Consider the following 25,786-nt stretch of genomic DNA (forward strand, 5'->3'; position numbering starts at 1 on the left):
TGAATTTGGGTATCCGGAATTTCTGGTTGATAAAATGCCAAAGATGTAAAGAAGAAAATCTTTCTCAGCGGATTATCTGATTGATCCTCTTCAGCCTACTCTACTGCCAATTTTCTGTTTCCACCTTCGCCTGAGTCTTCATAGCGATGCTGACTAGGGAGGACAGCGAGAGCTGGGCAAGCGTCAAAGCGGTTCTGGTTCATGCGCAATCCGGACACCTGCACAACATTCCTCTTGTAAGAAACCGATCAAATTCTCTAGGTGCCCATACTCGGGTATACAGACAATCGTGCGGCTATGTTTCTCCTGCCGGATCAGCCCTACCTTGGCCATGCGCGCAAGGTGATGTGATAGCGTCGAAGCAGGAATACCCAGCCCCTTCTGGATATCTCCGACCGAAGCCCCATCATGGCCAGCTTTGACCAGAAAGCGGAACACGGACAGTCGGTGACTATTCCCTAGCTCAGCTAAGCTGGCTGCAACCTTTTCGTGATCCATAGCACGCCCCAATAATTCGATGTTTCTAGAATTATAGTTGACAGGTCGGATAAACGCAAGTAGGCTGCGTACATCATTTCGACAATACTAGAAATATAGGAGTAATATTGAATGTCATCTCAACTCCAAGACGCTCTAGGCATGTTCGCCTTTCTCGCTATCGAGCTATCGGTTTTATTCATTGGCATTAGCTTGCTGGTCGGAGTTCTTCAACGTCACATCCCACCATCCAAGGTGGAAGCGTTACTGACTTCCAGTGGGAAGCGAGGCTATTTTCTTGCTGCTGGTTTAGGAGCTATAACGCCCTTCTGTAGTTGCTCGACTATCCCCATGTTGAAAGGGTTGATTCGGGCACGGGCCGGTTTTGGGCCGATGATGGTGTTTCTTTTCTCATCTCCGTTGCTGAATCCTATCGTCGTCGGCCTGCTGGTTGCCACGTTTGGATGGACACTTACTGCTATCTATGTGCTCGCCGCTTTGGTGGTCGCGGTAGGTGCCGGATGGCTGCTTCACACGCTTGGCTTCGAGCGTTATGTGCGCCGGACGGCGACACAAGAGAGCAGTGGATGTAGTTCATCAGCAAGCCCGTGCAGTGCTACATCGACCGCATCGAGTTGCGGCACCAACAGCTGCGACACCACTCCGAAGACGGCTTCTTGCGGGGCTGATAGGAAGACAACAGTCTCTACGTCTAGCGAATGCTGTGACAGTCAACCCACTGTCACGGTTAAGAAAGAAGGGAAGTACAGTGGTGTGTGGCGGGAAGCTTGGTCGGACTTTATCGATGTGTTGCCTTACCTGCTCATCGGTATTGCGATTGGCAGCGTGATCTATGGTTTCATGCCCACTGACTTATTGGAGCAGTATGCAGGCCCAGATAATCCCTTTGCCATTCCAGTTGCCGCTGTCATCGGCGTGCCGTTGTATATTCGCGCTGAAGCCGTCATACCTCTGGCAGCGGCTCTGATGGCCAAAGGCGTGGGTGCCGGGACGGTGCTAGCGTTGATCATCGGCAGTGCCGGAGCCAGCCTGACTGAGCTCATTCTGTTGCGCTCTTTGTTCACGCTGAAGCTTTTAGCGGCGTTTTTAGCAGTCATTTTTGCTATGGCGATGATTGCCGGTTACGCCACCTACCTGTTTTTCTGATCAAGGCGGGAGATGATTAATTCGTTAAGCCTTCCTGGGTACCAGTTGGTGGATTCTGATGAGCAGAATGAAGACATACATTTTCGGCTTGAAGCACCTACACCAGTAGCCTGCGAGGGGTGCGGCGTGCAGGGTGAGTTCGTGCGGTTCGGCAAGCGTGACGTTCCCTATCGTGATCTGCCCATCCACGGCAAGCGGGTCACTCTCTGGGTGGTCCGCCGCCGATACACCTGCCGGGCCTGCAAGACAACATTCAGGCCCCAGCTACCGGAGATGGTGGACGGATTCCGTATGACACTGCGGCTGCATGAGTACGTGGAGAAGGAATCCTTCAACCACCCCTACACCTTTGTGGCGGCACAGACCGGCCTGGACGAGAAGACGGTGCGCGACATCTTCAACGCCCGCGCCGAGTTCCTGGGGCGCTGGCACCGCTTCGAGACGCCCCGCATCCTGGGCATTGACGAGCTATACCTGAACAAGCGCTACCGCTGCATTCTGACCAACATTGAGGAGCGAACCCTGCTCGACCTGCTGGCCACCCGCCGCCAGGACGTGGTGACCAACTACCTGATGAAGCTGAAAGACCGGCAGAAGGTCGAGATCGTCAGCATGGACATGTGGAACCCCTACCGGGCAGCGGTCAAGGCTGTGCTGCCCCAGGCCCGTATCGTGGTCGATAAGTTCCATGTGGTGCGCATGGCCAACGATGCCCTAGAGAGAGTGCGCAAGGGCCTCAGAAAGGAGCTGAAACCGTCCCAGAGCCGGACTCTCAAGGGAGACCGGAAAATCCTGCTGAAACGCGCTCACGAAGTCTCAGACCGGGAGCGCCTCATCATGGAGACCTGGACAGGCGCGTTCCCGCAACTGCTGGCCGCCTACGAGCACAAGGAGCGCTTCTACGGCATCTGGGACGCCACCACACGGCTCCAGGCAGAAGCCGCCCTGGACGAGTGGATAGCCACCATCCCGAAGGGCCAAAAGGAAGTCTGGAGCGATCTGGTCAGGGCAGTGGGAAACTGGCGCGAAGAGACCATGACCTACTTCGAGACGGACATGCCCGTCACCAACGCTTACACGGAGTCCATCAACCGACTGGCCAAGGACAAGAACCGTGAAGGGCGCGGTTACTCCTTCGAGGTGATGCGGGCACGAATGCTCTACACCACGAAGCACAAGAAGAAGGCACCGACTGCGAAGGTCTCTCCTTTCTACAAGAAAACCATCGGTTACGGACTGCCGGACTTCGCAGAGGAACTCAACTACGGAGTCGATCTATCAACCATCTGATAATGGTATCAGGTTGGTGGGGTAAAGGTGCCCCATCAACCATTAAATCCGTATACCCATGAATTTTTCGGCCAGTTCGATCTGGCCATCGAAAAGGTGCGTCGAGCGCACGATCTGGAGAAAGGCATTCGGATCGCCCGGCCCGTCGCCGTAGAGCACCTTCCTGAGACTCTTCAGGCGCTCCAGAGTCTGGCTTTCATCCACCGCCTTCTGGTTGATCTCGCGCGGATGGGTCGAGTAATCGGAATAGATCATCTCCACCGGTAGGGAGGCGGCAATCGAATCCAGCAGGACACGAAGCAGATCCGCATCCTCGGACGAAAGTCTTGTGCCCAGGGATGGGATGAGCGGGTGCTGCTCGTTGATTGCGAAACGGATGCCGCCGAGATCGGCGTAGCGCTCCCAGAACGGGGCTTGGCTCTCCTGAAAGAGCTTCTGCCCGCGCCCCCTATGCACCGTCACGCTGCGGGCAGTGATCCTGTTGATGATCTGACGCAGCCGCTCCCGCACCCCATGCGGCGGGCGGGCACGCGATTTCTTGATGTCGATGGTCCAGGCTTCGTCCAGACTGTTTGGAAAGTCGATCTGTACCCGCGCCAACTTGGTAGCCTCACCCTTCGGCACGAGTCTGAACCAGTCGCCCCAGGCCATCAGGCGGCCGTTTCGATAGACGTAGCCCCCCTGATTGGAGATGAAGTCACTGCGATCCTGGTAGTAGTCGTACTCGGACGCGGACAGACGACTGTGGTGTGGAAGCACGTAAGGCTGCAGGCGCACCTCGGCCTCGCCGATGCGGACGATCTCCTCCGGAAGCACCTGGGTGGCAGGATTCTTCCTGCAGAAGGGGTCGAATGCCGTAATCGGACGACCATTGACGGTGAGAGAAATCCTGGCATGTCCCTTGATCTCACCCGAGAGAAACCGGTGGAAGACAAGTGACAGATGTCTGCCCACCGCCTCAAGCTTCTCATTGACGATCTCGTCTCGACGATCCCCGGCCTCGTCCTCCATCAATCGGTCGAGCTCTCGCCAGATAACGGCCGTGCCCCGGGCGCCGAGCCGTTCGACATAAGGCAACCCATGGATGTCCGCATCGTCCAGGATGGAAAGAATCCAGTCGTCGGCAGCATCGATGCGATCCAGATTCCATTCGGCTCCGCAGACAGTTCCATCGCGCGTGCTCACAACGGTCAGCGAGCGACATTGGGAAAACGAGGCTGTCTTCAGGCCAAGGCCGAAGCGCCCAAGATCCTTCGGCGACCGATGCTGCCTGGGGTTGCCGGTCCCATGACGCATCGCATCGAGCAGCTCGTCTTCCGTCATCCCCCTGCCGTTGTCGAGGATGACCATCACAGGATGCTCACCGGACACATCGCAAATGATGTCGATGGTGTCCGCGCCAGCGGAAATGCTGTTGTCGATCAGATCGGCAATCGCAGTTTCGAGCGAGTACCCAAGGTCCCGCATCGATTCGGAAAGGCAGGCCGCGCTCGGCGGATGACTGCGATCACGAGCCATCGGCTTCCTCTTGCGTCTTCTCGTGAGTCACGTGCATGGTAAGCTCCGAATTGCTGCTTCGGGTGTCGTCTTCATCCGTTCGCATTGCCAAGCGGAAGCGCGGAGCTGCCATTTCTGCAGACATTCAGGCGGAAGATGCTCAAGACCATGCGCGTTCCTACCACTCCGCAGCGCAGCCGCATGATGTCGAGCATTCGCGGAAAGAACACCCGGCCGGAACGGATACTTCGCTCCCTCCTTTTCGCCAGGGGTTTTCGATATCGACTTCATGTGCGGGGGCTGCCCGGCTCCCCCGACCTTGTGTTCCCGAAGCGCAGAGCAGTGGTGTTCGTCCATGGCTGCTTCTGGCACCGACATGAAGGCTGCCGCTACACAACCACTCCCAGGACCAATGAAGATTTCTGGCGGCAGAAATTCCAGGGAAATGTCGCTCGCGACAGGCGCCATGCGGAGATGCTCCATGCTCTCGGCTGGCGCGTGGCGGTCGTCTGGGAGTGCGCCTTGAAGCACTCGGTCGAGGAGACTGCGCAAGCGGTTGAGGAGTGGCTGCATGGCGATGAAGATGTCCTGGTGATTGGTCAGAGCATTGACTAGCCCGCTTCGGCAAGCACCGGAAGCTGTTCTGGCAGGTTTCGCGGCACGCTTCCCGCCGGCCTCTTCTGTACGGCATCACCAGCCTGCCTCCGCCTCCTCATCTCGTTCAGAAGACTACGAACGATCTTGGCCAGTTTGTGGGCAAGCAACGGAGGCACCGCATTGCCGACCTGGGTGTACTGCTCCGTGCGGTTGCCCGCGAAGACGTAGTTGTCGGGAAACGTCTGGAGCCGTGCTGCTTCCCTGACCGTGAGACTTCTGCATTGGGAGGGGTCGTAGTGGATGTAGTAGTGCCCGTCCTTGGCAATGTGAGCCACCACCGTGGTGGACGGTTCGTTCCTGCACTGCACGCGGAACCGATCCTTGAACGGGATCGCTTCGGATTCCCGATCGACATGCACATTGATGTGATCGGGAAGCAGCTTGGGAGGGAACACATCCAGCCGTGGGCAATATCCCCATAAATGAGCGAAGCTGGCCGAGAAAAGATAGCGAGCAAGATCGGATGCCATGTGCGCGCGCGCTTCATGCTGACAGACACCACCCAGGCTTCGGTCGTGAAGCCATTGCTGAAGCTCGGTCGGCTTCTTCGGCCTTCTATAGCCTCGTGAAATGAAGGCGCCACCGGTCGTGGTGCTGGTTGCCGCAGCGGCAAAGGCACGCATTGTCCCGATCATGACGGACTCGTTTTCTGTCCTCCATCCCTTGACGTAAGAGGGGGCAGCCTGAACAGCCTTGCGCCATGCCTCCACTGAATCGCCACGCGACAGCTTGCTGCGGATTCGGGGAAGATCGTCAATGGCCTGTTTGACCGTGACAGGCCTTGCTACTGGTGCCAGCAACTGGTGTTGAGGCATGTCCAGCCCCTTTCTCACTCCGAGCAGAATCACGCGATGCCTGCTTTGCGGGATCCCATGGCGCTCAGAATGGATAAGGTAGTCGGTGGGTTCCAGCGAACTGCCGTCGCCCTTCTTGGTGAAGGATCGGATCTCATATTCGAGCCCCTCGGTCGGCATCGAAAGATCCGCAATGATCTTCTCGAACATCGGGTCGCCGGAGTGCTTTGAGGAAAGCAGACCCTTGACATTCTCCATCACGAAGATGGTGGGCTTGTGCACCTGGATGATTCTCAGGTACTCCCTGTAGAGGAAGTGCTTTTCATCCTTGTGAAAGTCCTTGTCGTTGGCGCGTCTGGAGCGCCCCGCCAGCGAATACGCCTGGCAGGGCGGGCCGCCGATCAGCACCCAGGTTTCCTGCCCCTTCAGTGCAGCACGAATTTCCCTGTCGATACTGGCTTCGTCGGACTTGCCAAGCTCCAGGCACCTCGCCTCGGCGGCAGCATGCTCGAAGGCGCTGGCCACGGCAGGGATCCTGCGGAAAGCGGCCTCATCGATCTCGCCCCGTATGTAGCTGTAGTAGTGCTTGACGTCCTTGGTGCCACGCAAACGCCTGAACACTGCCCTGAGCGTCAGCGTGCGATGTGCGACAGCATCCTTTTCAATGGAAAGGGCGATCTCGAAGAATGGCTGCCGCTTGTGGCCCTGCAGGGAAGCAAATCCTTCCCCGAGCCCTCCTGGGCCAGCAAAAAGATCAATTATGGGAACTGGCACGCCAGCAATCCTCCCCTTGGTTCTTTCCCGAACGTGATTCGGTTGCCGATTTGGTGCACGCTCACTCTGCCTCCGGCTTCTTCTTGCTGATGCTTTCGGCGATCCACCGATCCAGCTCCGAGCGGCGGAAGCGCCAGGTACCTCCAAGCTTGAACGCCGGAATCTCGCCTTTCTGGGCAAGGCGATAGACCGTCCGTTTCCCGGCTTTGAGGTAGGCCGCGACCTCCTCAAGCGTGAGGATCTCGCTCTCGACTTCAGTCATCCGGAAACCATCCGATCTGGCCTTTCGTAGATTACGATTGCCAAGTTTAGCCAATTCTACCAAGCTGCGGTAGGCGCTGGCCAACTCCGCAATCCCGGGAGCATTGCACGGTTGATCGCCAGCTCGCCCCGGGAATCCGGTCATGCCGGAGTTCCCATTCCCTGCGGCGCAAAGCGAGAGCGCGCCACAGCATCTGGCCATCCGCTTCAACGGGGAATGGCACGATGGGACAGACCAAACGCCGCGCATCCGCATGGCCTTCGCTGGCCGTGCTGTTGGCCGTGTCGTTCTCGGCCCTGCAGCCTGCCGTCGCCGCCGACGGCGTCGCCATGGAGCGTGAGCAGCTCACCGCGCTCGCCCGCCAACTCGACCTGATCGACCGCCTCGCCGAGCACGCCGCCAATACCGCTCCGCAGGAACGCGCCCGCTACCACTTCGACTACGCCCGGCTGCGCGCCGACCTGAAGCGCGTTCGCGCCGGCCTGCAGGACTACCTCGTGCCCCAGCGCGCCCAGCCGCGCGATCCCGTCCCGATGGCCGGCGATTACGTCCGCCGCGACCGCGCCCACGACGAGGAGCCGTCGCCATGACGCCCTCTGCCGATCAGGTCGCCGCCTTCCAGGCCAACGGCGGCTTTGCGCCTTCGGCCGTCTCTGCCGTGGTGCTCGCTTTCGTGTTCGCCGTGTTGCTGCTGTGGGGCGTGTGGGCCATGCGCACCGCCTACGTCGGCTGGGCCGAGCACCGCATCACTGAACGTCAGTTCCTCGCCGTCGTCGTGCGCTTCGTGGCGATGTACCTGGTGCTGACCTTCTTCCTCCTCTCCTGAACGTCACGAAAGGCCATACGCCATGAACCTGCCATCGACATCCCATCGCATTCCGTCCCGCATCGTCGCACTGCTGCTGCTACCGCTGGCGTTCGCGGGCCTGCCGCTGTCGGCCTTCGCGCAGGGCCTGCCGACCATGGAAGACCCATCGCGCGGCCAGGGCAGCGGCATCCTGCAGACCTTGCAGAATTACGGCTACGACATTGTGCTGCTGATCGCGCTGCTCGTGGTCGCCTCGATGTTCGTCGGTGTCTGCTATCACGCCTACACACGCTACTCGGAGATCCACACCGGCCGCGCCACCTGGGGCCAGTTCGGCCTGACGGTCGCCGTGGGCGCAATCCTGCTGGTGGTCGGCATCTGGCTGCTCACCAAGGCCACCGGCGTGCTGTGAGGGCGGCAAGCGATGGCCGTCCCTTCGGAGACCCCGCGCGACACCCTGGTGACCTTCCTGCCGCACCGGCTGAACCGCCAGCCGGTGGTCGTGCGCGGGCTGACCGCCGACGAGTTGTGGATCTGCGCCGGTCTGTCGGCCGCAGCCGGATTCGTGCTCGGCCTGCCGCTGGCCTGGCTCACGCACAGCATCGCCATGGTGCCCACGCTGATCGTCGTCGGCATCGCGCTGGGCGTCTTCGTCGGCGGCGGTTTCCTGCGCGCACAGAAGCGCGGCCGGCCCGACACCTGGCTGTACCGGCAGCTCCAGTGGCGGCTGGCCCTGCGGCACCCGGCGCTGGCGGCACTCCTGGGCGGGCAGCGCCTCATCACCCGCTCGGGCTTTTGGACTACCCGGCGCAATGCCGATCGAGGTGCGCCATGAGCCGTTTCAAGAACGAGGTTGCGCACTTGCAGGCGCACGTGAAGACGCTGCGTCTGGGGCCGGCGCGTTGTTCGTGGTGGCGCTGCTGCTCGGCTTCGGTTGGTGGAGTGCGCCGAAGAGTCTGACCATCCATGTGCCGCCGGACCTGCGCTCGGGCAGCACGCGCAAGTGGTGGGACGTGCCGCCCGAGAGCGTGTATGCCTTCTCGTTCTACATCTGGCAGCAGGTGCAGCGCTGGCCCACGAACGGCGAAGAAGACTACCCGCGCAACCTGCGCGCGCTGTCGGCCTACTTCACGCCGAGCTGCCGGGCCTTCCTGCAACAGGACTACGAGTACCGGCGCGCCAGTGGCGAGCTGCGTCAGCGCGTGCGCGGCATCTACGAGATTCCCGGCCGCGGCTACGGCGATGATCCGGCCACGCGCGTCAAGGTGCTCTCCGACCGCGATTGGATCGTCACGCTCGACGTGAGCGCGGACGAATACTACGGCTCCGAGCAGGTCAAGCGCGCCCTGGTGCGCTACCCCATCAAGGTCGTCCGGCTGGACATAGACCCCGAGCGCAACCCCTTCGGCCTGGCGCTGGACTGCTACGCCGGCGCACCCCAGCGCATCGAACCGCCGCCGACGCCGACCCAGGCCGGCGCGCCCGCCAACGCCTCCGGCCACCTGCAGGGAGACTCCCCATGAAGCCCGTTGCCTTGTCGGCCCTGGCCGGCGTCCTGCTGATCCTCGGTTTCGTGCCGGCCAGCCAGGCCGTGGAAATCCTGCGCTGGGAGCGGCTGCCCCTGCCGGTGCCGCTGGTGGTCGGCCAGGAGCGCGTGGTCTTCATCGACCGCAATGTGCGCGTCGGCGTGCCGGCCAGCGTCGGCGATCACCTGCGCGTGCAGAGTGCAGGCGGCGCGATCTACCTGCGGGCGAGCGAGCCGATTCCGCCCACGCGGCTGCAACTGCAGGACGTGGAGTCCGGCGCGCTGATCCTGCTCGACATCGCCGCCGAGCCGGCGAAGGACGGCCAGGCGCCGCTGGAGCCGGTGCGCATCGTGGAAGCGGAAGCCCCCGCGAAGCGCTACGGCGGCAGTGCAGCAAGCGGTGCGGACGAGCGGGCCGATGCGCCCGCGGACAAACCCGTTCCCCGGCGCGAAACGCCGGTACCGGTCGTGCTGACGCGCCATGCCGCACAGAACCTGTACGCGCCGCTGCGCACCGTCGAGCCAGTCGCCGGCATCGGGCGCGTGAACCTGCGCCGTGGCTTCGCGCTGGACACCTTGCTGCCGACGCTGCCGGTGCACGCGCGGGCACTGGCCGCGTGGCGCCTGGAAGACCAGTGGGTGACGGCCGTGCGACTCACCAACACCGCCGCGCGCTGGCTCGACCTCGACCCGCGCGCCCTGCAGGGGAACTTCGTGGCGGCGACCTTCCAGCATCCGAACCTGGGGCCGGCCGGCACCGCGTCCGACACCACGGTGCTCTACCTGGTCACGCGCGGCCACGGCTTGGCCGAGTCGCTGCTGCCGGCGCTGAGCCCGATCGACGCCACCGTGAACCTGCCGCCGGCCGCCGCGGCCGGCTCGACCGGAGGAGCGCGCGATGAAAAGTAATCCGTTGCTCAAGTGGCTGCTGATCCCGATGGCGCTGCTGCTGGTGTTCGTCGGCATCAAGCTGTTCTCCGGCGCGCCCGGCGGCCAGCCCGCTCCCAAGGGCGCGGCCAGTACGCTCACGCCCGAGGAGATGAAAGCCCTGGGCATCGCTGGCGACACGCCGCGCGATACCGTCGCCACGCTGGTGGCCCAGGTGAAGCAGTTGCGCACTGAGCTGCAGAGCGCGCTCGGCGACAACAAGCAGCACAAGGCCGAGAACGAGCGCCTGCGTGCGCGGGAAAGCGCGATCGACCAACGCATCCAGAGCGCGCTGGAAGGCGAACGCAACCGCCTGGAGCAGGAGCGCAATCAGGTGGCCAGCGACAGGCAGCAGACCCAGGGGCTGCTGCAGGATCTGCAGCGGCAACTGGACGGCCTCTCCGGCAAGGGCGGCCCGTCCGACCTGCCCGTCGGGCTGGGGCTGGAAGAGGGTGATGGCCAGCGCTTCAACCGCGGCGTCGGTGGCACGCAGTGGGTCGAGCCCGACGATGCCAAGGTCGACGCCAAGAACGCCAGCAAGGAGCCGAGCTTTCCCCTGAGCTTCGGGCCGGCCCAGAAAAGCCTGTCGGCCGCAGTGGAATCCGTCGCCGACGTCGGCAGCCGCGCCGTGGGCGCATCCACGAAGGCGGTCTACACCGTGCCGTCGAACTCGACGCTCATGGGGTCGATCGCCATGACGGCGCTGATCGGGCGCGTGCCGATCGATGGAACCGTCAACGACCCGTACCCGTTCAAGGTGCTGATCGGCCCGGACAACCTCACGGCCAACGGCATCGACATCCCCGACGTGGCCGGCGCCGTGGTCAGCGGCACGGCCTCGGGCGACTGGACGCTCTCGTGCGTGCGCGGGCAAATCCGCTCGGTCACGTTCGTGTTCCAGGACGGCACCATCCGCACGGTGCCGGAGGACAGCAGCAAGGGCAGTAGCAGCGGCGGCAACTCGGGGCACAACGGCGCCAGCATCCAGGGCGGCTTGGGCTGGATCAGCGACCCCTACGGCATCCCCTGCGTCAGCGGCGAGCGGCGCAGCAACGCCCAGCAGTACCTGGGCAGCCAGGCGCTCATCACCGCGGCCGGTGCCGGCGCGGCCTCGCTCATCAAGTCCGACAGCGGCAGCGTGGCCGTGGTCGCCAACAGCAACGGCTCGCTGGGCACCGTCGGCATCAGCGGCAACGAAGCGATGGGCCGCATCCTCGCGGGCGGCGTGCGCGACATGGCCGATTGGGTCAACAAGCTCTACGGCCAGGCCTTCGCGGCGGTCTACGTGCAGCCCGGCGCCAAGGTGGCCGTGCATCTGGAGCAGCCGCTCGACATCGACTACGACGCCAAGGGGCGTCGGGTCCACCACCGCACCGGAGAAGCCCATGCCTCGGATCTGGATTGACGCGGCCGCCGTGCTGCTGGCGGCCACCCTGCTCGGCGGCTGCGCCACCAGCAAGGAGAAGCTGCTGCTGCACGGCGACAGCACCATGCTCGACATCTGGCATCAGGAGACCGGCGGCAGCGCGGGCGGCGGCCAGGCCGCGCGGCAACTGCTCGATGCGCGCCAGGGCCTGCGCCGGCCGCTGACCGAGGCCGATGGGCAGGCGGCGCCCGGCGTGCAGGCGCGCTACACCCGTACCGCGCAGAACGAGATTTACCGCCAGTTCCACCGCCTGCCGAACCCCGACCTGGTGATGTACGTGTTCCCGCACCTGGCGGGCACCGACCCGGTGCCGGTGCCCGGCTACAGCACGGTATTCCCGCTCTACCAGCGCGTGCAGTACGCGATGCCGGGCGAGCGCGTGGAGGACTATTGATGGCCTGGTCGCTGCCGTGGTCACGCAAGCCCGACGCTGACGCCGTGGATGCGGCCGATGATGCCTGGACACGGCACGTGACGGCGCTGGCGGCACAGGGTGTCGCCGAGCCGGGCAGCGCGCTCGGCCGGGGCCGGCGCAGGCCGGCCACCCAGGCCGACCACGATGCGCTCTATGGCGTCGCGCCGTCGTTCGCGGACTTGCTGCCCTGGGTCGAGTACCTGCCCGGCAGCAAGTGCATGTTGCTGGAAGACGGCCAGTCGGTGGCGGCCTTCTTCGAACTGGCGCCGGTCGGCACCGAGGGCCGCGAGATGGCCTGGCTGTGGCAGGCGCGCGATGCGCTGGAGAACGCCCTGCAGGACTCCTTCGACGAGTTGGACGACAACCCCTGGGTGGTGCAGCTCTACGCCCAGGACGAGGCCGACTGGGACAACTATCTGCGCTCCCTGGCGAACTATCTGCAGCCGCGTGCGCAGGGCAGCGCGTTCAGCGACTTCTACCTGCGCTTCTTCGCCCATCACCTGCGGGCCATCGCCAAGCCGGGTGGCCTGTTCGAGGACACCACGGTGACGCGCCTGCCGTGGCGCGGCCAGGTGCGGCGCGTGCGCATGGTGGTCTACCGCCGCACGTCCGCGGCCCCGACCCCGCGGCGCGGCCAGTTGCCCGAGCAGGCGCTGACGACGATCTGCGACCGCCTCGCCGGCGGGCTGGCGAATGCCGGCGTGAAGGCTCGGCGTCTCGGCGCGGCGGACATCCACGCCTGGCTGCTGCGCTGGTTCAACCCGAATCCGACCCTGCTCGGCGCCACCGCCGAAGATCGGGAACGCTTCTACGCGCTGACCCGCTACCCGGAAGAGCGGGAGGAGGGCGAGATCGAACTCGCCAGCGGCACCGACTTCGCGCAGCGCCTGTTCTTCGGCCAACCGCGCTCGGACGTGCCCAACGGCCTGTGGTTCTTCGACGGCATGCCGCATCGGGTGATCGTGATGGATCGTCTGCGCACGCCACCCGTGACGGGCCATCTGACGGGCGAGACGCGCAAGGGCGGCGATGCCATGAACGCGCTGTTCGACCAGATGCCCGAGGACACGGTGATGTGCCTGACGCTGGTCGCCACGCCCCAGGACGTGCTGGAGGCGCACCTCAACCACCTCGCCAGGAAGGCCGTCGGCGAGACCCTGGCCTCGGAGCAGACCCGGCAGGACGTGCAGCAGGCGCGCGGCCTGATCGGCAGCGCGCACAAGCTCTACCGCGGCACGCTGGCGTTCTACCTGCGCGGCCGCGACCTGGCCCAGCTCGATGCGCGCGGCCTGCAGCTCGTCAACGTGATGCTCAACGCCGGTCTGCAACCGGTACGCGAAGAGGACGAGGTGGCGCCGCTGAACAGCTATCTGCGCTGGCTGCCGTGCGTGTTCGATCCGGCGGCCGACAAGCGCCAGTGGTACACCCAGCTCATGTTCGCGCAACATGCGGCGAACCTGGCGCCGGTCTGGGGCCGCAGTCAGGGCACGGGGCATCCGGGCATCACGTTCTTCAACCGCGGCGGCGGCCCGATCACCTTCGATCCGTTGAACCGCCTCGACCGGCAGATGAACGCGCATCTGTTCCTGTTCGGCCCGACGGGTTCGGGCAAGAGCGCGACACTCAACAACATCCTGAACCAGGTGACGGCGATCTATCGGCCGCGCCTGTTCATCGTCGAGGCGGGCAACAGCTTCGGCCTGTTCGGCGACTTCGCGGCACGGCTGGGCCTCACCGTGCATCGCGTGAAGCTCGCACCGGGCGCGGGCGTCAGTCTGGCTCCGTTCGCCGACGCCTGGCGGCTGGTCGATACGCCGAGTCAGGTACAGACGCTGGACGCCGATGCGCTCGACGAGGACCAGGCCGATGCCGGCATGGCCGTGGAAGGCGATGAGCAGCGCGACGTGCTCGGCGAGCTGGAGATCACTGCACGACTGATGATCACCGGCGGCGAGGACAAGGAAGAAGCGCGCATGACCCGCGCCGACCGCAGCCTGATCCGCCAGTGCATTCTCGATGCGGCACAGCACTGCGTAGCGGAAAAGCGCACGGTACTGACCCGCGATGTGCGCGACGCGCTGCGCGAGCGCGCCCGCGATGCCACGCTGCCGGAGATGCGGCGCGCACGGCTGCTGGAGATGGCCGACGCCATGGATATGTTCTGCCAGGGCGTGGACGGCGAGATGTTCGACCGGTCCGGCACACCGTGGCCCGAGGCGGACATCACCATCGTGGACCTGGCCACCTTCGCACGCGAGGGCTACAACGCCCAACTCTCGATTGCCTACATCTCGCTCATCAACACCGTCAACAACATCGCCGAGCGCGACCAGTTCCTGGGCCGCCCGATCATCAACGTGACGGACGAAGGCCACATCATCACGAAGAACCCGCTGCTCGCGCCCTACGTGGTCAAGATCACCAAGATGTGGCGCAAGCTCGGCGCCTGGTTCTGGCTCGCCACGCAGAACCTGGACGACCTGCCGAAAGCGGCCGAGCCCATGCTCAACATGATCGAGTGGTGGATCTGCCTGTCGATGCCACCCGATGAAGTCGAGAAGATCGCGCGCTTCCGCGAACTCAACGCTTCGCAGAAGGCGCTGATGCTCTCGGCACGCAAGGAGGCCGGCAAGTTCAGCGAGGGCGTCATCCTGTCCAAGTCGATGGAAGTGCTGTTCCGCGCCGTGCCGCCCAGCCTCTACCTGGCGATGGCGATGACCGAGCCCGAGGAGAAGGCCGAACGCTTCCAGTTGATGCAGCAGCACGGCATCAGCGAGCTGGATGCCGCCTTCCGCGTGGCCGAGAAGATCGACCGTGCGCGGGGCATCGAACCGCTGGCGCTGGATACGTTGGCCTGACGGGAGCAACACGATGCGCATGCCTTCATTCGCCCGCCGTCATCCCCGGATCGGTCTGCTGATCGTGGCGACGATTGCGGTGGCCTCGTGGATGCTGCTGCGCGCGCCGCATCCGGCAACCGAGTCCATGCCCCTGGCCGCCGCCGGGTCCGAAGCGCCGAAACCGGCCGGCCCGCCCTGGCTGTATGGCCGTGCCGATGCGAGCTTCACGGTGGTCGGGTACGCCGACCTGGAGTGTCCGTACTGCCGGGCCTACTTCCCCGCGCTCAAGCGCTGGATCGACGCCCATCCCGAGGTGAATTGGCAGTGGCACCACCTGCCGCTGTCCATGCACGAGCCGGCCGCGACTGCCGGGGCGCGCCTGGCCGAGTGCGCGGGCGAGACCGGCGGGCATGCCACGTTCTGGCAAGCCGTGGCGTGGCTCTACGCGCACACCCGTGGCGACGGCCAGGGCCTGCCGGAGGGCCTGCGCTATCCCGACCTCACGCCAGCCATGCAGGGTTGTCTCGACAGCGATCGCCCCGATGCGGTCATCCGTGCCCAGGCGGCGGAAGCAGCACAGCAGGGCATCGCGGCCACGCCGGCCCTGCAACTGCGCGACCGCGAGTCCGGCAAGACCCTCCTGCTGCACGGCCCCGTCGAAGGCGATGCCTTGCTGTCGGCCATCGACCTGCTTGCCGCCGGCAGCACGACCGCAGCCGAACCCGCCCATTCCCCAGACATGCCCGCCGGCGTCGCCGGTGACATGCCCAGGTAGCCATCGATCTTCAAGGCTGCGGCGCGGCTCGTCCGCGTTGATCGAAACCCGTTCGCATCGCATCCCTTGACGCGAACAGCCACCGCATCCGCGGTGGTGGATGCCCGCTCGTCACCTGTTCCATCCCCATCGTCCCCAGGAGGGTTTGCCCTCCAGGGGCAGGCGCCCTCCGATCTCATCCATTGGAGGTTCGCCATGTCTCTTGTCATCGCCGACTCCTGCCCGGAGTCGCTCACCCTGATCGCCGCCCAGCACGAAGACTGGATCATCCGGCAGGCCATCACCCTGCTGGAGAACCGCGTGTTCAAGGCCGGTCCAGCGCTGGGCAGTCCCGCCGCCGTGCGTGACTACCTGCGCCTGAAACTGGTCGCGGAGCCGAACGAAATCTTCGCCGTCGTGTTTCTCGACAACCAGCACCAGGTGCTCGCCTTTGAGCCGCTGTTCAAGGGCACGGTCGACCAGACTTCGGTGTATCCGAGGGTGGTGGTCCAACGTGCGCTGGCGCTCAACGCTTCGGCGCTGATCCTGGCGCATCAGCATCCCTCGGGAACACCGAGCCCTCGGCCGCCGATCGTGCGATCACCGAGCGGCTGAAGAGCGCCCTGGCCACCGTCGATGTCCGGGTGCTGGATCACTTCATCGTCGGCAAGGGCAGCCCGTACTCGTTCGCCGAAGCCGGCTTGTTGTAGCACCACCCCACGCGCATTCCTTTCATCACCACGGGAGCCCTTGGCTCCCGTTTCTTTTCGCCGGTGCGCAGGAAATCGGGACTGACCGGTTTCGGTTTCTTTGTCGTTCCCTGATCTGCGTTGCGCTCGACTACGAGTCTGCATCGACTCCGCGGAGGCGCGACATGCCGGCTCATTCCCTCAACCTTCCTGCTGCCTCGCGGCGCCCCTTGGCCGCCCGGTTGGCCGCTGGAATGTGCGCCGCGCTGCTCGGTCCCATCGCGGCGGCCGCCGATGTGCTCGTCGTCACCGACAGCCGTCATCCGGTGCAGGCCCCGGCCGGCGTGCGGATCATCGAGCTGGACCAGGCCACGCGCATCGAGGTCGAACTCGCCGCGCACCTGCCGGCCGACCCGCAACAGGCTGCAGCCCTGGTGCGGCAGCGGTTGCATGACGGTGGCGAGGCCCTGCAACGCCGCATCGGCCACGCCTACCAAGGTGTCGCGGATGCCTGGGGACTGGGCATCGCCAAGATTCCTGCCGTGGTGGTCGATCGACGCTACGTGGTCTACGGCGAGCCCGACGTGCCCCGCGCCGTCGCGCGCATCAACGCCTACCGGAGCACGCAGCCATGAGCCTCCTGCTGGCGTCCCGGCGTCTGCGCGCCACCGCCGCCTCGCTGCTGCTGGGCGCGGCCACATCGACGTTCGCCCTGGACACCGCCACCATCGTCTCGTCTGCGCTGTCCCCCGACTGCCTGGAGTACCGCGTCGCAGGTATTTGCTACTGGCTGTACTGCACGCCCTTCGGCTGCTCGGTTCGCACCTCCGTCAAGGTGCGCCACTACGTCCCCGATGCGGTGGTGTCGAGCTACTCGAACACCGGCGAAAACCCGTGGCTGGAAGTCAGGGCGATGAGCATGCCCAACCCGACCGCGAAGGCTGGCGGTGACGGCACGACCAATCACGACAACGAGAACAACCTCGCCAAGTTCAAGAACGCCGATGTCATCGGCCATCCGGCCGGGATGGTGTTCAGCCAGTTCGCCAGCGCCTCCGGCTACACCTGCGAAGGCGCTGGCACGGCCTTCATGCCGTATCTGCTGAGCACGCTCGACACGATCGCCTGGCGCTACAACATCCCGGAAGCGTTCTACCCCGAAGCGCTCATCCCCGGCCGGCGCGAAATCGGTACGCGCACCGGCCTGAACCTCTGGGGCAACGTGTATCCCCGTGGTGGCTTCCTGCACCAGACCGACGACCACAAGAGCGGCGCCGTGGTCGCGCAGCGCGCGGGCGACATCGTGACGCGCCGCAACCAGATTCACGTGTACCAGCCTCTGCTGGCCAACGCCCGCGACGGCTACTGGCCGGCCGGCGCGCTGATGGAGACCGACGCATCGACGGGCAAGTGGCAGGAGCTGACGCCCACGCTCTCGAACAGTTGCGTGGTCTTCCCGCACAGCCGCACCCGCGTGCAGGCCCAGCAAGGCGACTACGCCTGGGCCCTGTGGCGGCCTTACTCCTGCTGCCGGCGCCGTGGCCAGGTCTTTCTCGGCAGCGTCGATTTCATGTGAGGAACCCACGATGAACGCCTCCCTCCCTGACTTCCTGCACCGCGCGAAGTCGCCCCTGCGGGCCACGCTGCTCGTGGCGGCCATCACGCTGGTCGTCGGCGTCGCCTGGGCGCAGACCCGCATCGACCCCAATGGCGTGAACGTCAGCGGCAGCGTGATCGGCGACGACGTGCTCTACAGCATCGGCGGCGGCCGGGCCGTGTCGATGGGTGGTGCCGGCAACATGCAGAGCATCGGCGTCGGCGTCGGCTGGAACAGCAACCTGATCTGCGGCGACATGAGCATCACCACGACGCTGCAGAACCAGCTCAACGGCATCACCAACGGCTTCCAGACGATCATGAGCAACGTGATCCAGAATGCCACCAGCGCCGTGGCCTCGCTGCCGGCCCTGATCATCCAGCGCGCCGACCCGGGTCTCTACAACCTGCTGACCAACGGCATCCTCCAGGCGCGCCTGGACTTCGACCGCTCGAAGATGACCTGCCGGGCCATCGCCAATCGGATGGCGGACATGGCCGGCGGCCAAGCCGGCTGGGACCAGCTCGCCGAGGGGATGGCGCTGCGGGATGCGGTCAGCAGCACCGATGCCGTCTCCGCCATCGAGCAGGCCGAGTCCAACAAAGGGAACAACGGCGTGCCCTGGGTCGGCGGCGGCAACGCGGGCGGCTCCGGCCAGAGTTCGATCAAGGTGGTCGGCGACGTGACGCGCGCGGGCTACAACCTGCTCAACGGGCGCAACGCCACCGATACCTCGTCGATCGCGCGCAGCGCCTGCGGCAACCGCCTGACCTGCCAAACCTGGTCCTCGCCCCAGGCGGCCGCCGACTGGGCGACCCGCGTGTTGGGCGAACGCGAGCAGCGCACCTGCGAAAACTGCACGAAGACCCAGACCACGCCTGGCGTCGGGCTGACGCCAATGATCCAGGAAGAGTACGAGACCAAGCTGCAGGCGCTGCAGGAACTGGTGACGGGCGCCCGGCCGACGACGCTGGCCAATCTCGACGCAGCCGGCAGCAGCTCGCTGCCGATCACCCGCGGCGTGATCGAGGCCCTGCGTGACGAACCCGACCAGGACGTGCTGGGCCGGCGCCTCGCGTCCGAGGCTGCGCTGTCCAGCGTGCTGGAGAAGGCCCTGCTGCTGCAACGCACGTTGCTGACCGGCAAGAAGGAGCCGAACGTCGCTGCCAACGAGCTGGCCGTGCAGGCGGTCGACCAGGAGAACAGCGCGCTGGAGCAGGAGATCAACAACCTCAAGACCGAGCTGGAACTGCGGCGCACGCTGGCCGGCAACTCGGCGATGGCGATCATCCAGCGCCACAGCACCCGCGCTGCCGGCTCGCGCGGCGTCTTCGAGGGCGACACCACGCGCGACCGTCTGCGGGAAATCCAGAAGCCGCGGAGCGGTACGCCATGAGCCGGCTGGCCTGGCTGCGGCTGCCATGGCTGTTCAACCGCCGCGTCGGCGTGGCGCTGCTGTGGACCTTGCTGGTGGTCGCTGCCGCGGTGGCGGTGAACATCGCCGGCATCCACGTGGTCGGCGGCGTCGAGGGCTGGCAGCACTGGCTGCAGGCGCACGCCGGCCACTTCTTCGTGTGGCGTCTGTGCCTCTACGGAGCGACGGCTTACGGCTGGTGGTGGATGCGTCGGCGCCTGTTGCGGCGGGAGCCGTCCCGCGAAACGCATCAGCGCCTGCTGCGCACGGAGATCGCGGCCGTCATCGCCGTGGTCGCGCTGGAAGCCAGCCAGCTGCTGCGGCACGGCTGAGACCGGGAGGCAGGCATGACGCTCTACACCACGGACTACTTGGAGTATTACCTGACCCTGGTGGCTTGGGTGGTCAACAACGGCATCTGGAGCATCCTCGTGGCCAGCGGCGTGTTCGCGCTGCCGTTCGTGGCCATCGTGATCCAGGAATGGCTCAAGGCCCGCAGCGAAGGTGCGGACGAGGGCAACAAGGGTGTGCTGTCGACGATGCGCATCGAGAACCGGGTGTGGGTGGCGATCGTGGTCATCATGTTCGCGGGCATCCCGTTCATCCCGGTGGATCTCGCCACGATCAGGTTCGACACCACGCGCTCCGCGCAATGCCAGGTCAACGTCCCGCTGCCCAACGACACGGGCTGGTCCAACGTCTACACGGCGCTCAACGACCAGAGCGCGCTGGTGCCGGTGTGGTGGTTCTTCATGCACGCGCTGTCGAAAGCCGTGACGGGCTCCGCGGTGGCGGCGATTCCCTGCGGCACGGACCTGCGTCAGATTCGCATGGATGTGGATGCCACGCGCATCGACGATCCGGTGCTGGCACAGGAGGTCGCCGACTTCACGCACGACTGCTACGGGCCGTCGCGCGCCAAGCTGTTCATGAACCGGCCGACGCTCACCGACGAGCAGATGAACGACGTCACCTGGATCGGGTCGAGCTACTTCCTCGACACGGCCGGCTTCTACGACAACTACCACTCCCGCACGCCGCGCACGGCCTGGCCCTACGACGCGACCCGCGATGCGGGGCTGGCACAGGTGGACAGCGGCGGCGGCTATCCGTCCTGCCGGCAGTGGTGGGCCGATGGCGGCCAGGGACTGCGCAGCCGGCTGCTGGCACAGGTCGACCCGGACCTGCTGACCCGCATCGGGCGCTGGGCGGGCTTCCTGTCGCAGAGCGAGGTCAATGACTCGGTGATCCGCGCCGTGGTCTCACCGCGGCAGCAGAAGATGAACCAGGGCGCCGTCTACACCGACTATGGCGGCCAGATCGACAAGACGCTGCCGAACATCGTCACGCGCGGCGCGGGCGACCTGGGGCTGACCGTCGGCTCGCTGGGCTTCTTTCCGGCGATGGACGTGGTGCGCCAGGCGCTGCCGATGGTGCTGACCATGCTGAAGATGGCGCTCGTCATCTGCATCCCGCTGGTGCTGCTGATCGGCACCTACGACCTGAAGACGGTGGTGACGGTGAGCTGCGTCCAGTTCGCGCTGTTCTTCGTGGACTTCTGGTTCCAGCTCGCGCGCTGGATCGACAGCACGATCCTGGACGCGCTCTACGGCTGGCATTCGCCGCACAGCAACTTCAACCCGCTGATGGGGTTGAATAACGCTTTCGGCGATATGCTGTTGAATTTCGTGATGGCGATGATGTTCATCGTGTTACCGACGTTCTGGGTGATGGCACTCGGATGGGCGGGAGTTCGCGCTGGAAACTTCCTGGGCGGTCTCATCACTGGCACGTCCGATGCAAAGTCGGCTGGAGGTAGCGGCTCTCGTCTTGCGATGACGGCCGTATCGAAAGGTGCAGCGAAGTAAGGAGCACTCTCCTCGCGCTGATGCGGCGGCTACGGCTCGTCGGGATCGCCCATGTCGATCCGCCAGTCATCTTTGTCGTACAGGCCGACGCCCGAGTGTCCGTCTCTAAGTTCCGGCTGCTTCTCGTCATCCGCATCGGCATTTCGCGCGAACCATGTGGCGACCACCGCAAAGGCCAGCAGCAGGACGAGCCAGGATACGGTGTAGAGCAGCATGCCAAGCACGGCCAGCTTGACGATCCAGAGCACCGCCGTCGCCGCGCCTGCGGGCACCCCGCGCGTCACCAGCCGGCCGGCGACACGCTGCTCGCGGCGCTGGTATCCACGCCAGGCACGGCCAGCCCCCCGCCCAGCCGGTGGCTCCAGCGCCCGTTGTGCGTGTTGGTGGTCATGCTCATGTGCCTCGGTTTCAGTGGTGCCTCACCTCAGGAGCGGCCGGTTGTGGCTTGCCCTCCAGCATAGACCGCGATCAGGAGGGCGGGTGGGTTGCGGCTGGCAGAGCCAGGCTGGCTCGGGTGTCGCCAAGATGATTAGATTTTGCAATAGAAATCAAACCTTATGCTACTTTCCCTGCGAGGTTCTTGCGATACCTCTATGGGCTGATTGGATTCCGTGCTATTTTTATAGCATGGATGGAAATTCTAGGCACCAGGTAATCAAGCGGCTGCAGGCCGGACTCCCCCGCGGGGCGCCGTTCGACCTCGCCACCCTGAGTCAGTTCGGGGTGTCGCCCCAGCTTGCCGCCCACTATGCCGACGGCGGGTGGCTCGTGCGCCTGGCCCATGGCGTCTATGCCTTCCCGAACGATGAATTCGGGGTCTACAGTGCGCTGAAGTTCCTGCAACAGCGCGTGCCCGGCCTGCACGTCGGCGGCAAGAGCGCCCTGGCCCTGCAGGGCGTGCGCCACAACCTGGGCAGCCGGGAGACGCTGGTACTGTGGGGCGACGGTCGTTTCGCGTTGCCGGCCTGGTTCACCGCGCGCTTTCCGGCCCGCTACGTCCACGCCCGCCTGTTCGACTGGCCGGACACGGCGCTGGCCAGCATGACCCTGACCACGCCGCCTGGCCTGCCCGAGGATCTGCGGGTGGCTGCCTCCGAGCGTGCCGTTCTGGAACTGCTGTACGAAGCCGGCGCCAAGCAGAGCCTCGAAGAGGCCCGCAACATCTTTGATGGACTGCGTTCCCCCCGCAAGGACTTACTCGGGCAACTGCTGTCCTGCTGCGCCAGCGTGAAGGCCGTGCGCCTGTTCCTCACCTGGGCGCGCGAGACCAACCTCGTGGATGTCGATGCTCTGCTGGAGCAGTACCCGGTTCGCACCGGCAGCAACACGCGCTGGATGAGCCGGCTCGATGACGGCACCTTGCTGAGCCTGAGACCTCATGGATAAGACCTACGCGGACACCGTTCGCCTGCTGCTGGCCGTCGCGCCTGACGTGTTCGCCAACGACATCTTCGCCATGAAGGGCGGCACGGCCATCAACCTCTTCGTGCGGGACATGCCGCGCCTGTCGGTAGACATCGACGTGGTGTACCTCCCGTGGCAGACGCCGCGCGACGAAGCGCTGCAAGCCATCAACCAGGAGCTGGCCGCCATCGCCACGCGCGTTGCACCACTGGGCGTGCAGACACGCCTGGTTCGCGCCAAGGACCTGGGGGACACCAAGCTGATCGTCGAGAACGACGCCAACCAGGTGAAGATCGAGGTCAACGTCGTGTTCCGAGGCAGCGTGCTGCCCGTTGAGCGGCGGCCGCTGAATGCTAGGACCAGCGATCTGTTCGGCATCGAGTTGGACGTGCCGATCCTGGCACCGGACGAGCTGTACGCCGGCAAGCTGGTGGCCGCGCTGGACCGGCAGCATCCGCGCGACCTGTTCGACGTGTGGCAGCTCTTTGAGTCGGGCGACATCAGCGATGGCATGGTCGAGTGCTTCGTGATCTATCTGGCGGGCCACAACCGGCCGCCCCACGAAGTGTTGTTCGGCAACGACAAGGACATCGCCGGCGAGTACGAACGGGCCTTTGTCGGTATGGCCGAAGTGGACTGCCCCTTGGACACGCTGCTGGAGGCTCGCGCGCAGTTGCGACGCGAGTTGCAGCAACGGCTGACGAAGGCGCACAGGCGGTTCCTGAGCGGCCTGGTACGCGCAGAACCGGACTGGTCGCTGGTGCAATGCCAGCACGCCGCGCAACTGCCGGCACTGCGCTGGAAGCTCAACAACCTGGAGACCTTTCGCAAGAAGCGCCCCAAGGACTTCGCCGCGCAAGCCGCTGCGCTCGATGCCGGCCTGGGCCAGATCTGACGCGGCGACAGAAGTATTCCCCGCTTGTCGGGCCTGCCCCATGCCGCATTCATCGTGGCATCCGCGAAGCAGCGGCCCTATACCCAAAGGCTTCCGACAAAGGCCAAAGGGCTGGGAAGGGGCAAGGGAACGGGGCCAAGGGGAAAGGCCCTACCCGAAAAGGCCAAAAGGCGCCCCAGATCAGCCCGTCATCCGGGGGGCGTCATGCTCTCGCTGTTCCAGCGCAAACGGGTGCCACCCACCGCCGGCACACCGCCCACATCCGCCATCGAAACTCCGAAAGGGTCGATGCGGCCCGAGTCGGCCGCATCGCTGCTGGCGACGCCGCGTCGGCAGAAACTGCTGGAACACATCTGGCAGCGCACATCGCTCTCGCGCCGACAGTTCGCCACGCTCTACCTCGCCCCACTGGAGCGCTACGCCGAGCTGGTCCAGCAGTTTCCGGCCTCCGAGAGCCACCACCACGCCTATCCGGGCGGCATGCTGGACCACGGCCTGGAGATCGTCGCCTATGCGCTGAAATTGCGGCAGTCATACCTGCTGCCTGCGGGCGTCACGCCGGAGGCACAGGCGGCCCAGGCCGAAGCCTGGACCGCAGGCACGGCCTACGCGGCCCTGCTGCATGACATTGGCAAGATCGCGGTCGATCTGCACGTCGAGCATGCCGACGGCAGTGCCTGGCATCCCTGGCACGGCCCACTGCGAAAGCCCTATCGCTTCCGTTACCGAAAGGAGCGTGAGTACCGTCTGCACAGTGCCGCCACCGGGCTGCTCTACGCGCGCCTTCTCGATCGGGACATCTTCGACTGGCTCAGCGGCTATCCCGACCTCTGGGCCGCGCTGCTGTACGTGCTGGCCGGCCAGTACGAGCACGCCGGCACGCTCGGCGAGCTGGTCGTGCAGGCCGATCAGGCATCGGTCGCCCAGGAACTCGGCGGCGATCCCGGCAAGGCGCTGGCGGCGCCCAAGCATGCGCTGCAACGCAAATTGCTCGACGGCTTGCGCTACCTGCTCAGGGAAGAGTTCAAGTTGAACCAGGCCGGCCCGGCGGACGGTTGGCTGACCCAGGACGCCTTGTGGCTGGTGAGCAAGACCGTCTCCGACAAGCTGCGCGCCCATCTGCTGTCACAGGGCATCGACGGCATCCCGTCGAGCAACACGGCGGTGTTCAACGTGCTGCAGGATCACGGCATCGTGCAACCGACGCCGGATGGCAAGGCGATCTGGAAGGCTACCGTCACCAGCGACGCCGGCTGGTCGCACGCCTTCACCTTCCTGAAACTCTCGCCGGCGATGATCTGGGATGCCGCCGACCGGCCGGCGCCGTTCGCAGGCCGTGTGCAGCTCGAAGAGGAACAGGCGGTGGCCGATGGGCCGCACGTGGAAGGCATCGAAGCTGCACCCGCGAGCACGGCGCCGACCGCAGCCACGGACACCGGCGTGGCCGCGCTGCTCGACCTGCTGGGCGACACCGCTCCACCCACGGCACCGGAGGCCCCGAGTTGCCCTGTTGCCGAGGCCGAACCGGCCCCTTCGACCGTGCCTCCGCCGCAGATGAGCCGCGCGCCTGCCCAGGATCGCGCGGAGCCCTCCGGGGCGCACTTCATGGCCTGGCTGCGTCAGAGCATCCAGACGCGCAAGCTCATCATCAACGACGCCAAGGCTCTGGTGCATACCGTCGCCGGTACGACCTACCTCGTCAGCCCCGGCGTGTTCCAGCGCTACGCGCAGGAGTACCTTCAAGTCGCCACGCTGGCCAGGCAGGAGAAGCTGGAGGGGTGGCAGTGGGTACAGAAGCGCTTCGAGAAGCTGGGACAGCACCGCAAGCAGCCGAGCGGGCTGAACATCTGGACCTGCGAAGTCACGGGGCCGCGCAAGTCGCGCCGACTGCACGGCTACCTGCTCGCCAGCCCGGATACGCTGTTCCAGGAGACGCCGCCAGACAACCCATACCTGCGGCTCCTGCATGAGGACTTCTTACCAAGCGCGAACCTTCTGTAAAACCTGCCACCTATCCAAGCCGGGAATTAGCAATCTAGGTTGAGCAGGTCGTGAGCTGCATTAAGCGCATCCTGAGCGGCATCGCCCCCATTCAGCAACCGATCACGGTTAAGCCCGCCTCCGCGAACCCATGCTGTGGGTAGGTGCCCGTTTTCGGCTCGTCTTATGAAAAAAGGTGAGCGTCCAGCCGTCCCATCGCTACTCAGGTTGAGACGCCGAGGAGCAACAGCTCCTCGATCCGGCTGGTGGGCCAGATGGGCAGTTTTCCCCGGGGTGTCCTTGAGCCAGGCGCCGGACTCGAGCCC

General features: G+C 65.0%; 24 protein-coding genes and 3 pseudogenes. 22 read left to right on the plus strand and 5 right to left on the minus strand.

What is annotated here, in order from left to right:
* Positions 1 to 183 precede the first annotated feature (183 nt).
* Complete coding sequence (locus tag CSV86_RS01445; RefSeq protein WP_000349485.1) at positions 184 to 498, minus strand: ArsR/SmtB family transcription factor; 315 nt, start codon at positions 496 to 498, stop codon at positions 184 to 186.
* A 141-nt stretch (positions 499 to 639) separates the two neighbouring features.
* Between CSV86_RS01445 and CSV86_RS01450 the strand changes: the two genes are divergently transcribed.
* Positions 640 to 1,644, plus strand: a complete 1,005-nt coding sequence (locus tag CSV86_RS01450) for a permease (protein ID WP_040363373.1) — start codon at positions 640 to 642, stop codon at positions 1,642 to 1,644.
* Between the two features lie 12 nt (positions 1,645 to 1,656).
* On the plus strand, positions 1,657 to 2,934 hold the full coding sequence (locus CSV86_RS01455) for an ISL3 family transposase (RefSeq protein ID WP_000610830.1): 1,278 nt from the start codon (positions 1,657 to 1,659) through the stop codon (positions 2,932 to 2,934).
* A gap of 42 nt (positions 2,935 to 2,976) precedes the next feature.
* Here CSV86_RS01455 and CSV86_RS01460 read toward each other — a convergent pair whose 3' ends face one another.
* Positions 2,977 to 4,452, minus strand: coding sequence for an ATP-binding protein (locus tag CSV86_RS01460; protein WP_170394303.1), 1,476 nt, complete (start codon positions 4,450 to 4,452; stop codon positions 2,977 to 2,979).
* 135 nt (positions 4,453 to 4,587) lie between these two features.
* On the opposite strand from CSV86_RS01460, the gene CSV86_RS01465 reads away from it, so the two are divergent.
* Positions 4,588 to 5,046, plus strand: coding sequence for a very short patch repair endonuclease (locus CSV86_RS01465; RefSeq protein ID WP_009397211.1), 459 nt, complete (start codon positions 4,588 to 4,590; stop codon positions 5,044 to 5,046).
* On the opposite strand, the gene CSV86_RS01470 is transcribed toward CSV86_RS01465, so the two are convergent.
* On the minus strand, positions 5,043 to 6,656 hold the full coding sequence (locus tag CSV86_RS01470) for a DNA cytosine methyltransferase (RefSeq protein ID WP_009397210.1): 1,614 nt from the start codon (positions 6,654 to 6,656) through the stop codon (positions 5,043 to 5,045). The two genes, CSV86_RS01465 and CSV86_RS01470, sit on opposite strands and share 4 nt — an antisense overlap.
* A 61-nt stretch (positions 6,657 to 6,717) precedes the next feature.
* Positions 6,718 to 7,002, minus strand: coding sequence for a methylation-associated defense system helix-turn-helix domain-containing protein MAD1 (gene mads1, locus CSV86_RS01475; RefSeq protein ID WP_426330289.1), 285 nt, complete (start codon positions 7,000 to 7,002; stop codon positions 6,718 to 6,720).
* Positions 7,003 to 7,142: 140 nt separating this feature from the next.
* Between mads1 and CSV86_RS01480 the strand changes: the two genes are divergently transcribed.
* From CSV86_RS01480 to CSV86_RS01555, 16 genes and pseudogenes are all read left to right on the plus strand, one after another.
* A complete protein-coding gene (locus CSV86_RS01480) occupies positions 7,143 to 7,508 on the plus strand; it encodes an integrative conjugative element protein, RAQPRD family (protein WP_009397208.1) in 366 nt (121 codons plus the stop codon).
* Positions 7,505 to 7,744: a TIGR03758 family integrating conjugative element protein gene (locus CSV86_RS01485; protein WP_003140997.1), complete on the plus strand. Its 240-nt coding sequence runs from the start codon at positions 7,505 to 7,507 to the stop codon at positions 7,742 to 7,744. The genes CSV86_RS01480 and CSV86_RS01485 overlap by 4 nt, the downstream gene beginning before the upstream one ends.
* Positions 7,745 to 7,766: 22 nt before the next feature.
* Complete coding sequence (locus tag CSV86_RS01490; protein ID WP_009397207.1) at positions 7,767 to 8,138, plus strand: TIGR03745 family integrating conjugative element membrane protein; 372 nt, start codon at positions 7,767 to 7,769, stop codon at positions 8,136 to 8,138.
* A 12-nt stretch (positions 8,139 to 8,150) separates the two neighbouring features.
* On the plus strand, positions 8,151 to 8,561 hold the full coding sequence (locus tag CSV86_RS01495; RefSeq protein WP_009397206.1) for a TIGR03750 family conjugal transfer protein: 411 nt from the start codon (positions 8,151 to 8,153) through the stop codon (positions 8,559 to 8,561).
* Positions 8,558 to 9,249: pseudogene (locus tag CSV86_RS01500) on the plus strand (PFL_4703 family integrating conjugative element protein). The gene CSV86_RS01495 and the pseudogene CSV86_RS01500 overlap by 4 nt, the downstream one beginning before the upstream one ends.
* Entirely contained in the window at positions 9,246 to 10,160 is a 915-nt protein-coding gene (locus tag CSV86_RS01505; protein WP_009397204.1) for a TIGR03749 family integrating conjugative element protein, read from the plus strand. The pseudogene CSV86_RS01500 and the gene CSV86_RS01505 overlap by 4 nt, the downstream one beginning before the upstream one ends.
* The gene (locus tag CSV86_RS01510; RefSeq protein ID WP_009397203.1) at positions 10,150 to 11,583 is read left to right on the plus strand and encodes a TIGR03752 family integrating conjugative element protein; all 1,434 of its coding nucleotides are present in this window, start codon (positions 10,150 to 10,152) and stop codon (positions 11,581 to 11,583) included. The genes CSV86_RS01505 and CSV86_RS01510 overlap by 11 nt, the downstream gene beginning before the upstream one ends.
* Positions 11,564 to 11,998 carry a TIGR03751 family conjugal transfer lipoprotein gene (locus CSV86_RS01515; RefSeq protein ID WP_009397202.1) on the plus strand — a complete coding sequence of 145 codons (435 nt, stop codon included), beginning with the start codon at positions 11,564 to 11,566 and terminating at the stop codon, positions 11,996 to 11,998. Before CSV86_RS01510 ends, CSV86_RS01515 begins: the two co-directional genes overlap by 20 nt.
* On the plus strand, positions 11,998 to 14,877 hold the full coding sequence (locus CSV86_RS01520) for a conjugative transfer ATPase (RefSeq protein ID WP_009397201.1): 2,880 nt from the start codon (positions 11,998 to 12,000) through the stop codon (positions 14,875 to 14,877). The genes CSV86_RS01515 and CSV86_RS01520 overlap by 1 nt, the downstream gene beginning before the upstream one ends.
* Positions 14,878 to 14,890: 13 nt before the next feature.
* Positions 14,891 to 15,634 carry a DsbA family protein gene (locus CSV86_RS01525; protein WP_009397200.1) on the plus strand — a complete coding sequence of 248 codons (744 nt, stop codon included), beginning with the start codon at positions 14,891 to 14,893 and terminating at the stop codon, positions 15,632 to 15,634.
* Between the two features lie 195 nt (positions 15,635 to 15,829).
* Positions 15,830 to 16,323, plus strand: a pseudogene (radC, locus tag CSV86_RS01530) (RadC family protein).
* A 164-nt stretch (positions 16,324 to 16,487) separates the two neighbouring features.
* A complete protein-coding gene (locus tag CSV86_RS01535; RefSeq protein WP_026006524.1) occupies positions 16,488 to 16,937 on the plus strand; it encodes a TIGR03757 family integrating conjugative element protein in 450 nt (149 codons plus the stop codon).
* Positions 16,934 to 17,878 (plus strand): TIGR03756 family integrating conjugative element protein, encoded by a 945-nt coding sequence (locus tag CSV86_RS01540; RefSeq protein ID WP_009397197.1) that lies wholly within the window; start codon positions 16,934 to 16,936, stop codon positions 17,876 to 17,878. Before CSV86_RS01535 ends, CSV86_RS01540 begins: the two co-directional genes overlap by 4 nt.
* A gap of 10 nt (positions 17,879 to 17,888) precedes the next feature.
* Positions 17,889 to 19,295, plus strand: a complete 1,407-nt coding sequence (locus CSV86_RS01545; protein WP_009397196.1) for an integrating conjugative element protein — start codon at positions 17,889 to 17,891, stop codon at positions 19,293 to 19,295.
* Complete coding sequence (locus tag CSV86_RS01550; RefSeq protein ID WP_003292115.1) at positions 19,292 to 19,645, plus strand: hypothetical protein; 354 nt, start codon at positions 19,292 to 19,294, stop codon at positions 19,643 to 19,645. The genes CSV86_RS01545 and CSV86_RS01550 overlap by 4 nt, the downstream gene beginning before the upstream one ends.
* 15 nt (positions 19,646 to 19,660) lie before the next feature.
* The gene (locus CSV86_RS01555; protein ID WP_009397195.1) at positions 19,661 to 21,181 is read left to right on the plus strand and encodes a conjugal transfer protein TraG N-terminal domain-containing protein; all 1,521 of its coding nucleotides are present in this window, start codon (positions 19,661 to 19,663) and stop codon (positions 21,179 to 21,181) included.
* A 29-nt stretch (positions 21,182 to 21,210) separates the two neighbouring features.
* On the opposite strand, the pseudogene CSV86_RS01560 reads toward CSV86_RS01555, so the two are convergent.
* Positions 21,211 to 21,578, minus strand: a pseudogene (locus CSV86_RS01560) (DUF3742 family protein).
* Positions 21,579 to 21,808: 230 nt separating this feature from the next.
* On the opposite strand from CSV86_RS01560, the gene CSV86_RS01565 reads away from it, so the two are divergent.
* The 3 genes from CSV86_RS01565 to mobH all read left to right on the plus strand — a co-directional run bounded on the left by CSV86_RS01565 (position 21,809) and on the right by mobH (position 25,481).
* Positions 21,809 to 22,567, plus strand: coding sequence for a type IV toxin-antitoxin system AbiEi family antitoxin domain-containing protein (locus CSV86_RS01565; protein WP_009397193.1), 759 nt, complete (start codon positions 21,809 to 21,811; stop codon positions 22,565 to 22,567).
* On the plus strand, positions 22,560 to 23,480 hold the full coding sequence (locus tag CSV86_RS01570; RefSeq protein WP_009397192.1) for a nucleotidyl transferase AbiEii/AbiGii toxin family protein: 921 nt from the start codon (positions 22,560 to 22,562) through the stop codon (positions 23,478 to 23,480). The genes CSV86_RS01565 and CSV86_RS01570 overlap by 8 nt, the downstream gene beginning before the upstream one ends.
* Positions 23,481 to 23,684: 204 nt before the next feature.
* A complete protein-coding gene (gene mobH / locus CSV86_RS01575; RefSeq protein ID WP_037059631.1) occupies positions 23,685 to 25,481 on the plus strand; it encodes a MobH family relaxase in 1,797 nt (598 codons plus the stop codon).
* Positions 25,482 to 25,786: the final 305 nt, after the last annotated feature.

Source organism: Pseudomonas bharatica CSV86, from assembly GCF_000319305.2.
Lineage (GTDB): Bacteria > Pseudomonadota > Gammaproteobacteria > Pseudomonadales > Pseudomonadaceae > Aquipseudomonas > Aquipseudomonas bharatica.

Bases quoted from the DNA above. Each gene is read 5' to 3' on its own strand.
- CSV86_RS01555 (WP_009397195.1), top strand. From the start codon at position 19,661: ATGACGCTCTACACCACGGACTACTTGGAGTATTACCTGACCCTGGTG.
- mobH (WP_037059631.1), top strand. From the start codon at position 23,685: ATGCTCTCGCTGTTCCAGCGCAAACGGGTGCCACCCACCGCCGGCACA.
- CSV86_RS01450 (WP_040363373.1), top strand. From the start codon at position 640: ATGTTCGCCTTTCTCGCTATCGAGCTATCGGTTTTATTCATTGGCATT.
- CSV86_RS01535 (WP_026006524.1), top strand. From the start codon at position 16,488: ATGCCGGCTCATTCCCTCAACCTTCCTGCTGCCTCGCGGCGCCCCTTG.
- CSV86_RS01490 (WP_009397207.1), top strand. From the start codon at position 7,767: ATGAACCTGCCATCGACATCCCATCGCATTCCGTCCCGCATCGTCGCA.
- CSV86_RS01565 (WP_009397193.1), top strand. From the start codon at position 21,809: ATGGATGGAAATTCTAGGCACCAGGTAATCAAGCGGCTGCAGGCCGGA.
- CSV86_RS01455 (WP_000610830.1), top strand. From the start codon at position 1,657: ATGATTAATTCGTTAAGCCTTCCTGGGTACCAGTTGGTGGATTCTGAT.
- CSV86_RS01570 (WP_009397192.1), top strand. From the start codon at position 22,560: ATGGATAAGACCTACGCGGACACCGTTCGCCTGCTGCTGGCCGTCGCG.
- CSV86_RS01465 (WP_009397211.1), top strand. From the start codon at position 4,588: ATGCTCAAGACCATGCGCGTTCCTACCACTCCGCAGCGCAGCCGCATG.
- CSV86_RS01510 (WP_009397203.1), top strand. From the start codon at position 10,150: ATGAAAAGTAATCCGTTGCTCAAGTGGCTGCTGATCCCGATGGCGCTG.
- CSV86_RS01480 (WP_009397208.1), top strand. From the start codon at position 7,143: ATGGGACAGACCAAACGCCGCGCATCCGCATGGCCTTCGCTGGCCGTG.
- CSV86_RS01515 (WP_009397202.1), top strand. From the start codon at position 11,564: ATGCCTCGGATCTGGATTGACGCGGCCGCCGTGCTGCTGGCGGCCACC.
- CSV86_RS01485 (WP_003140997.1), top strand. From the start codon at position 7,505: ATGACGCCCTCTGCCGATCAGGTCGCCGCCTTCCAGGCCAACGGCGGC.
- CSV86_RS01520 (WP_009397201.1), top strand. From the start codon at position 11,998: ATGGCCTGGTCGCTGCCGTGGTCACGCAAGCCCGACGCTGACGCCGTG.
- CSV86_RS01445 (WP_000349485.1), bottom strand. From the start codon at position 498: ATGGATCACGAAAAGGTTGCAGCCAGCTTAGCTGAGCTAGGGAATAGT.
- CSV86_RS01550 (WP_003292115.1), top strand. From the start codon at position 19,292: ATGAGCCGGCTGGCCTGGCTGCGGCTGCCATGGCTGTTCAACCGCCGC.
- CSV86_RS01540 (WP_009397197.1), top strand. From the start codon at position 16,934: ATGAGCCTCCTGCTGGCGTCCCGGCGTCTGCGCGCCACCGCCGCCTCG.
- CSV86_RS01505 (WP_009397204.1), top strand. From the start codon at position 9,246: ATGAAGCCCGTTGCCTTGTCGGCCCTGGCCGGCGTCCTGCTGATCCTC.
- CSV86_RS01495 (WP_009397206.1), top strand. From the start codon at position 8,151: ATGGCCGTCCCTTCGGAGACCCCGCGCGACACCCTGGTGACCTTCCTG.
- CSV86_RS01545 (WP_009397196.1), top strand. From the start codon at position 17,889: ATGAACGCCTCCCTCCCTGACTTCCTGCACCGCGCGAAGTCGCCCCTG.
- CSV86_RS01525 (WP_009397200.1), top strand. From the start codon at position 14,891: ATGCGCATGCCTTCATTCGCCCGCCGTCATCCCCGGATCGGTCTGCTG.
- CSV86_RS01460 (WP_170394303.1), bottom strand. From the start codon at position 4,452: ATGGCTCGTGATCGCAGTCATCCGCCGAGCGCGGCCTGCCTTTCCGAA.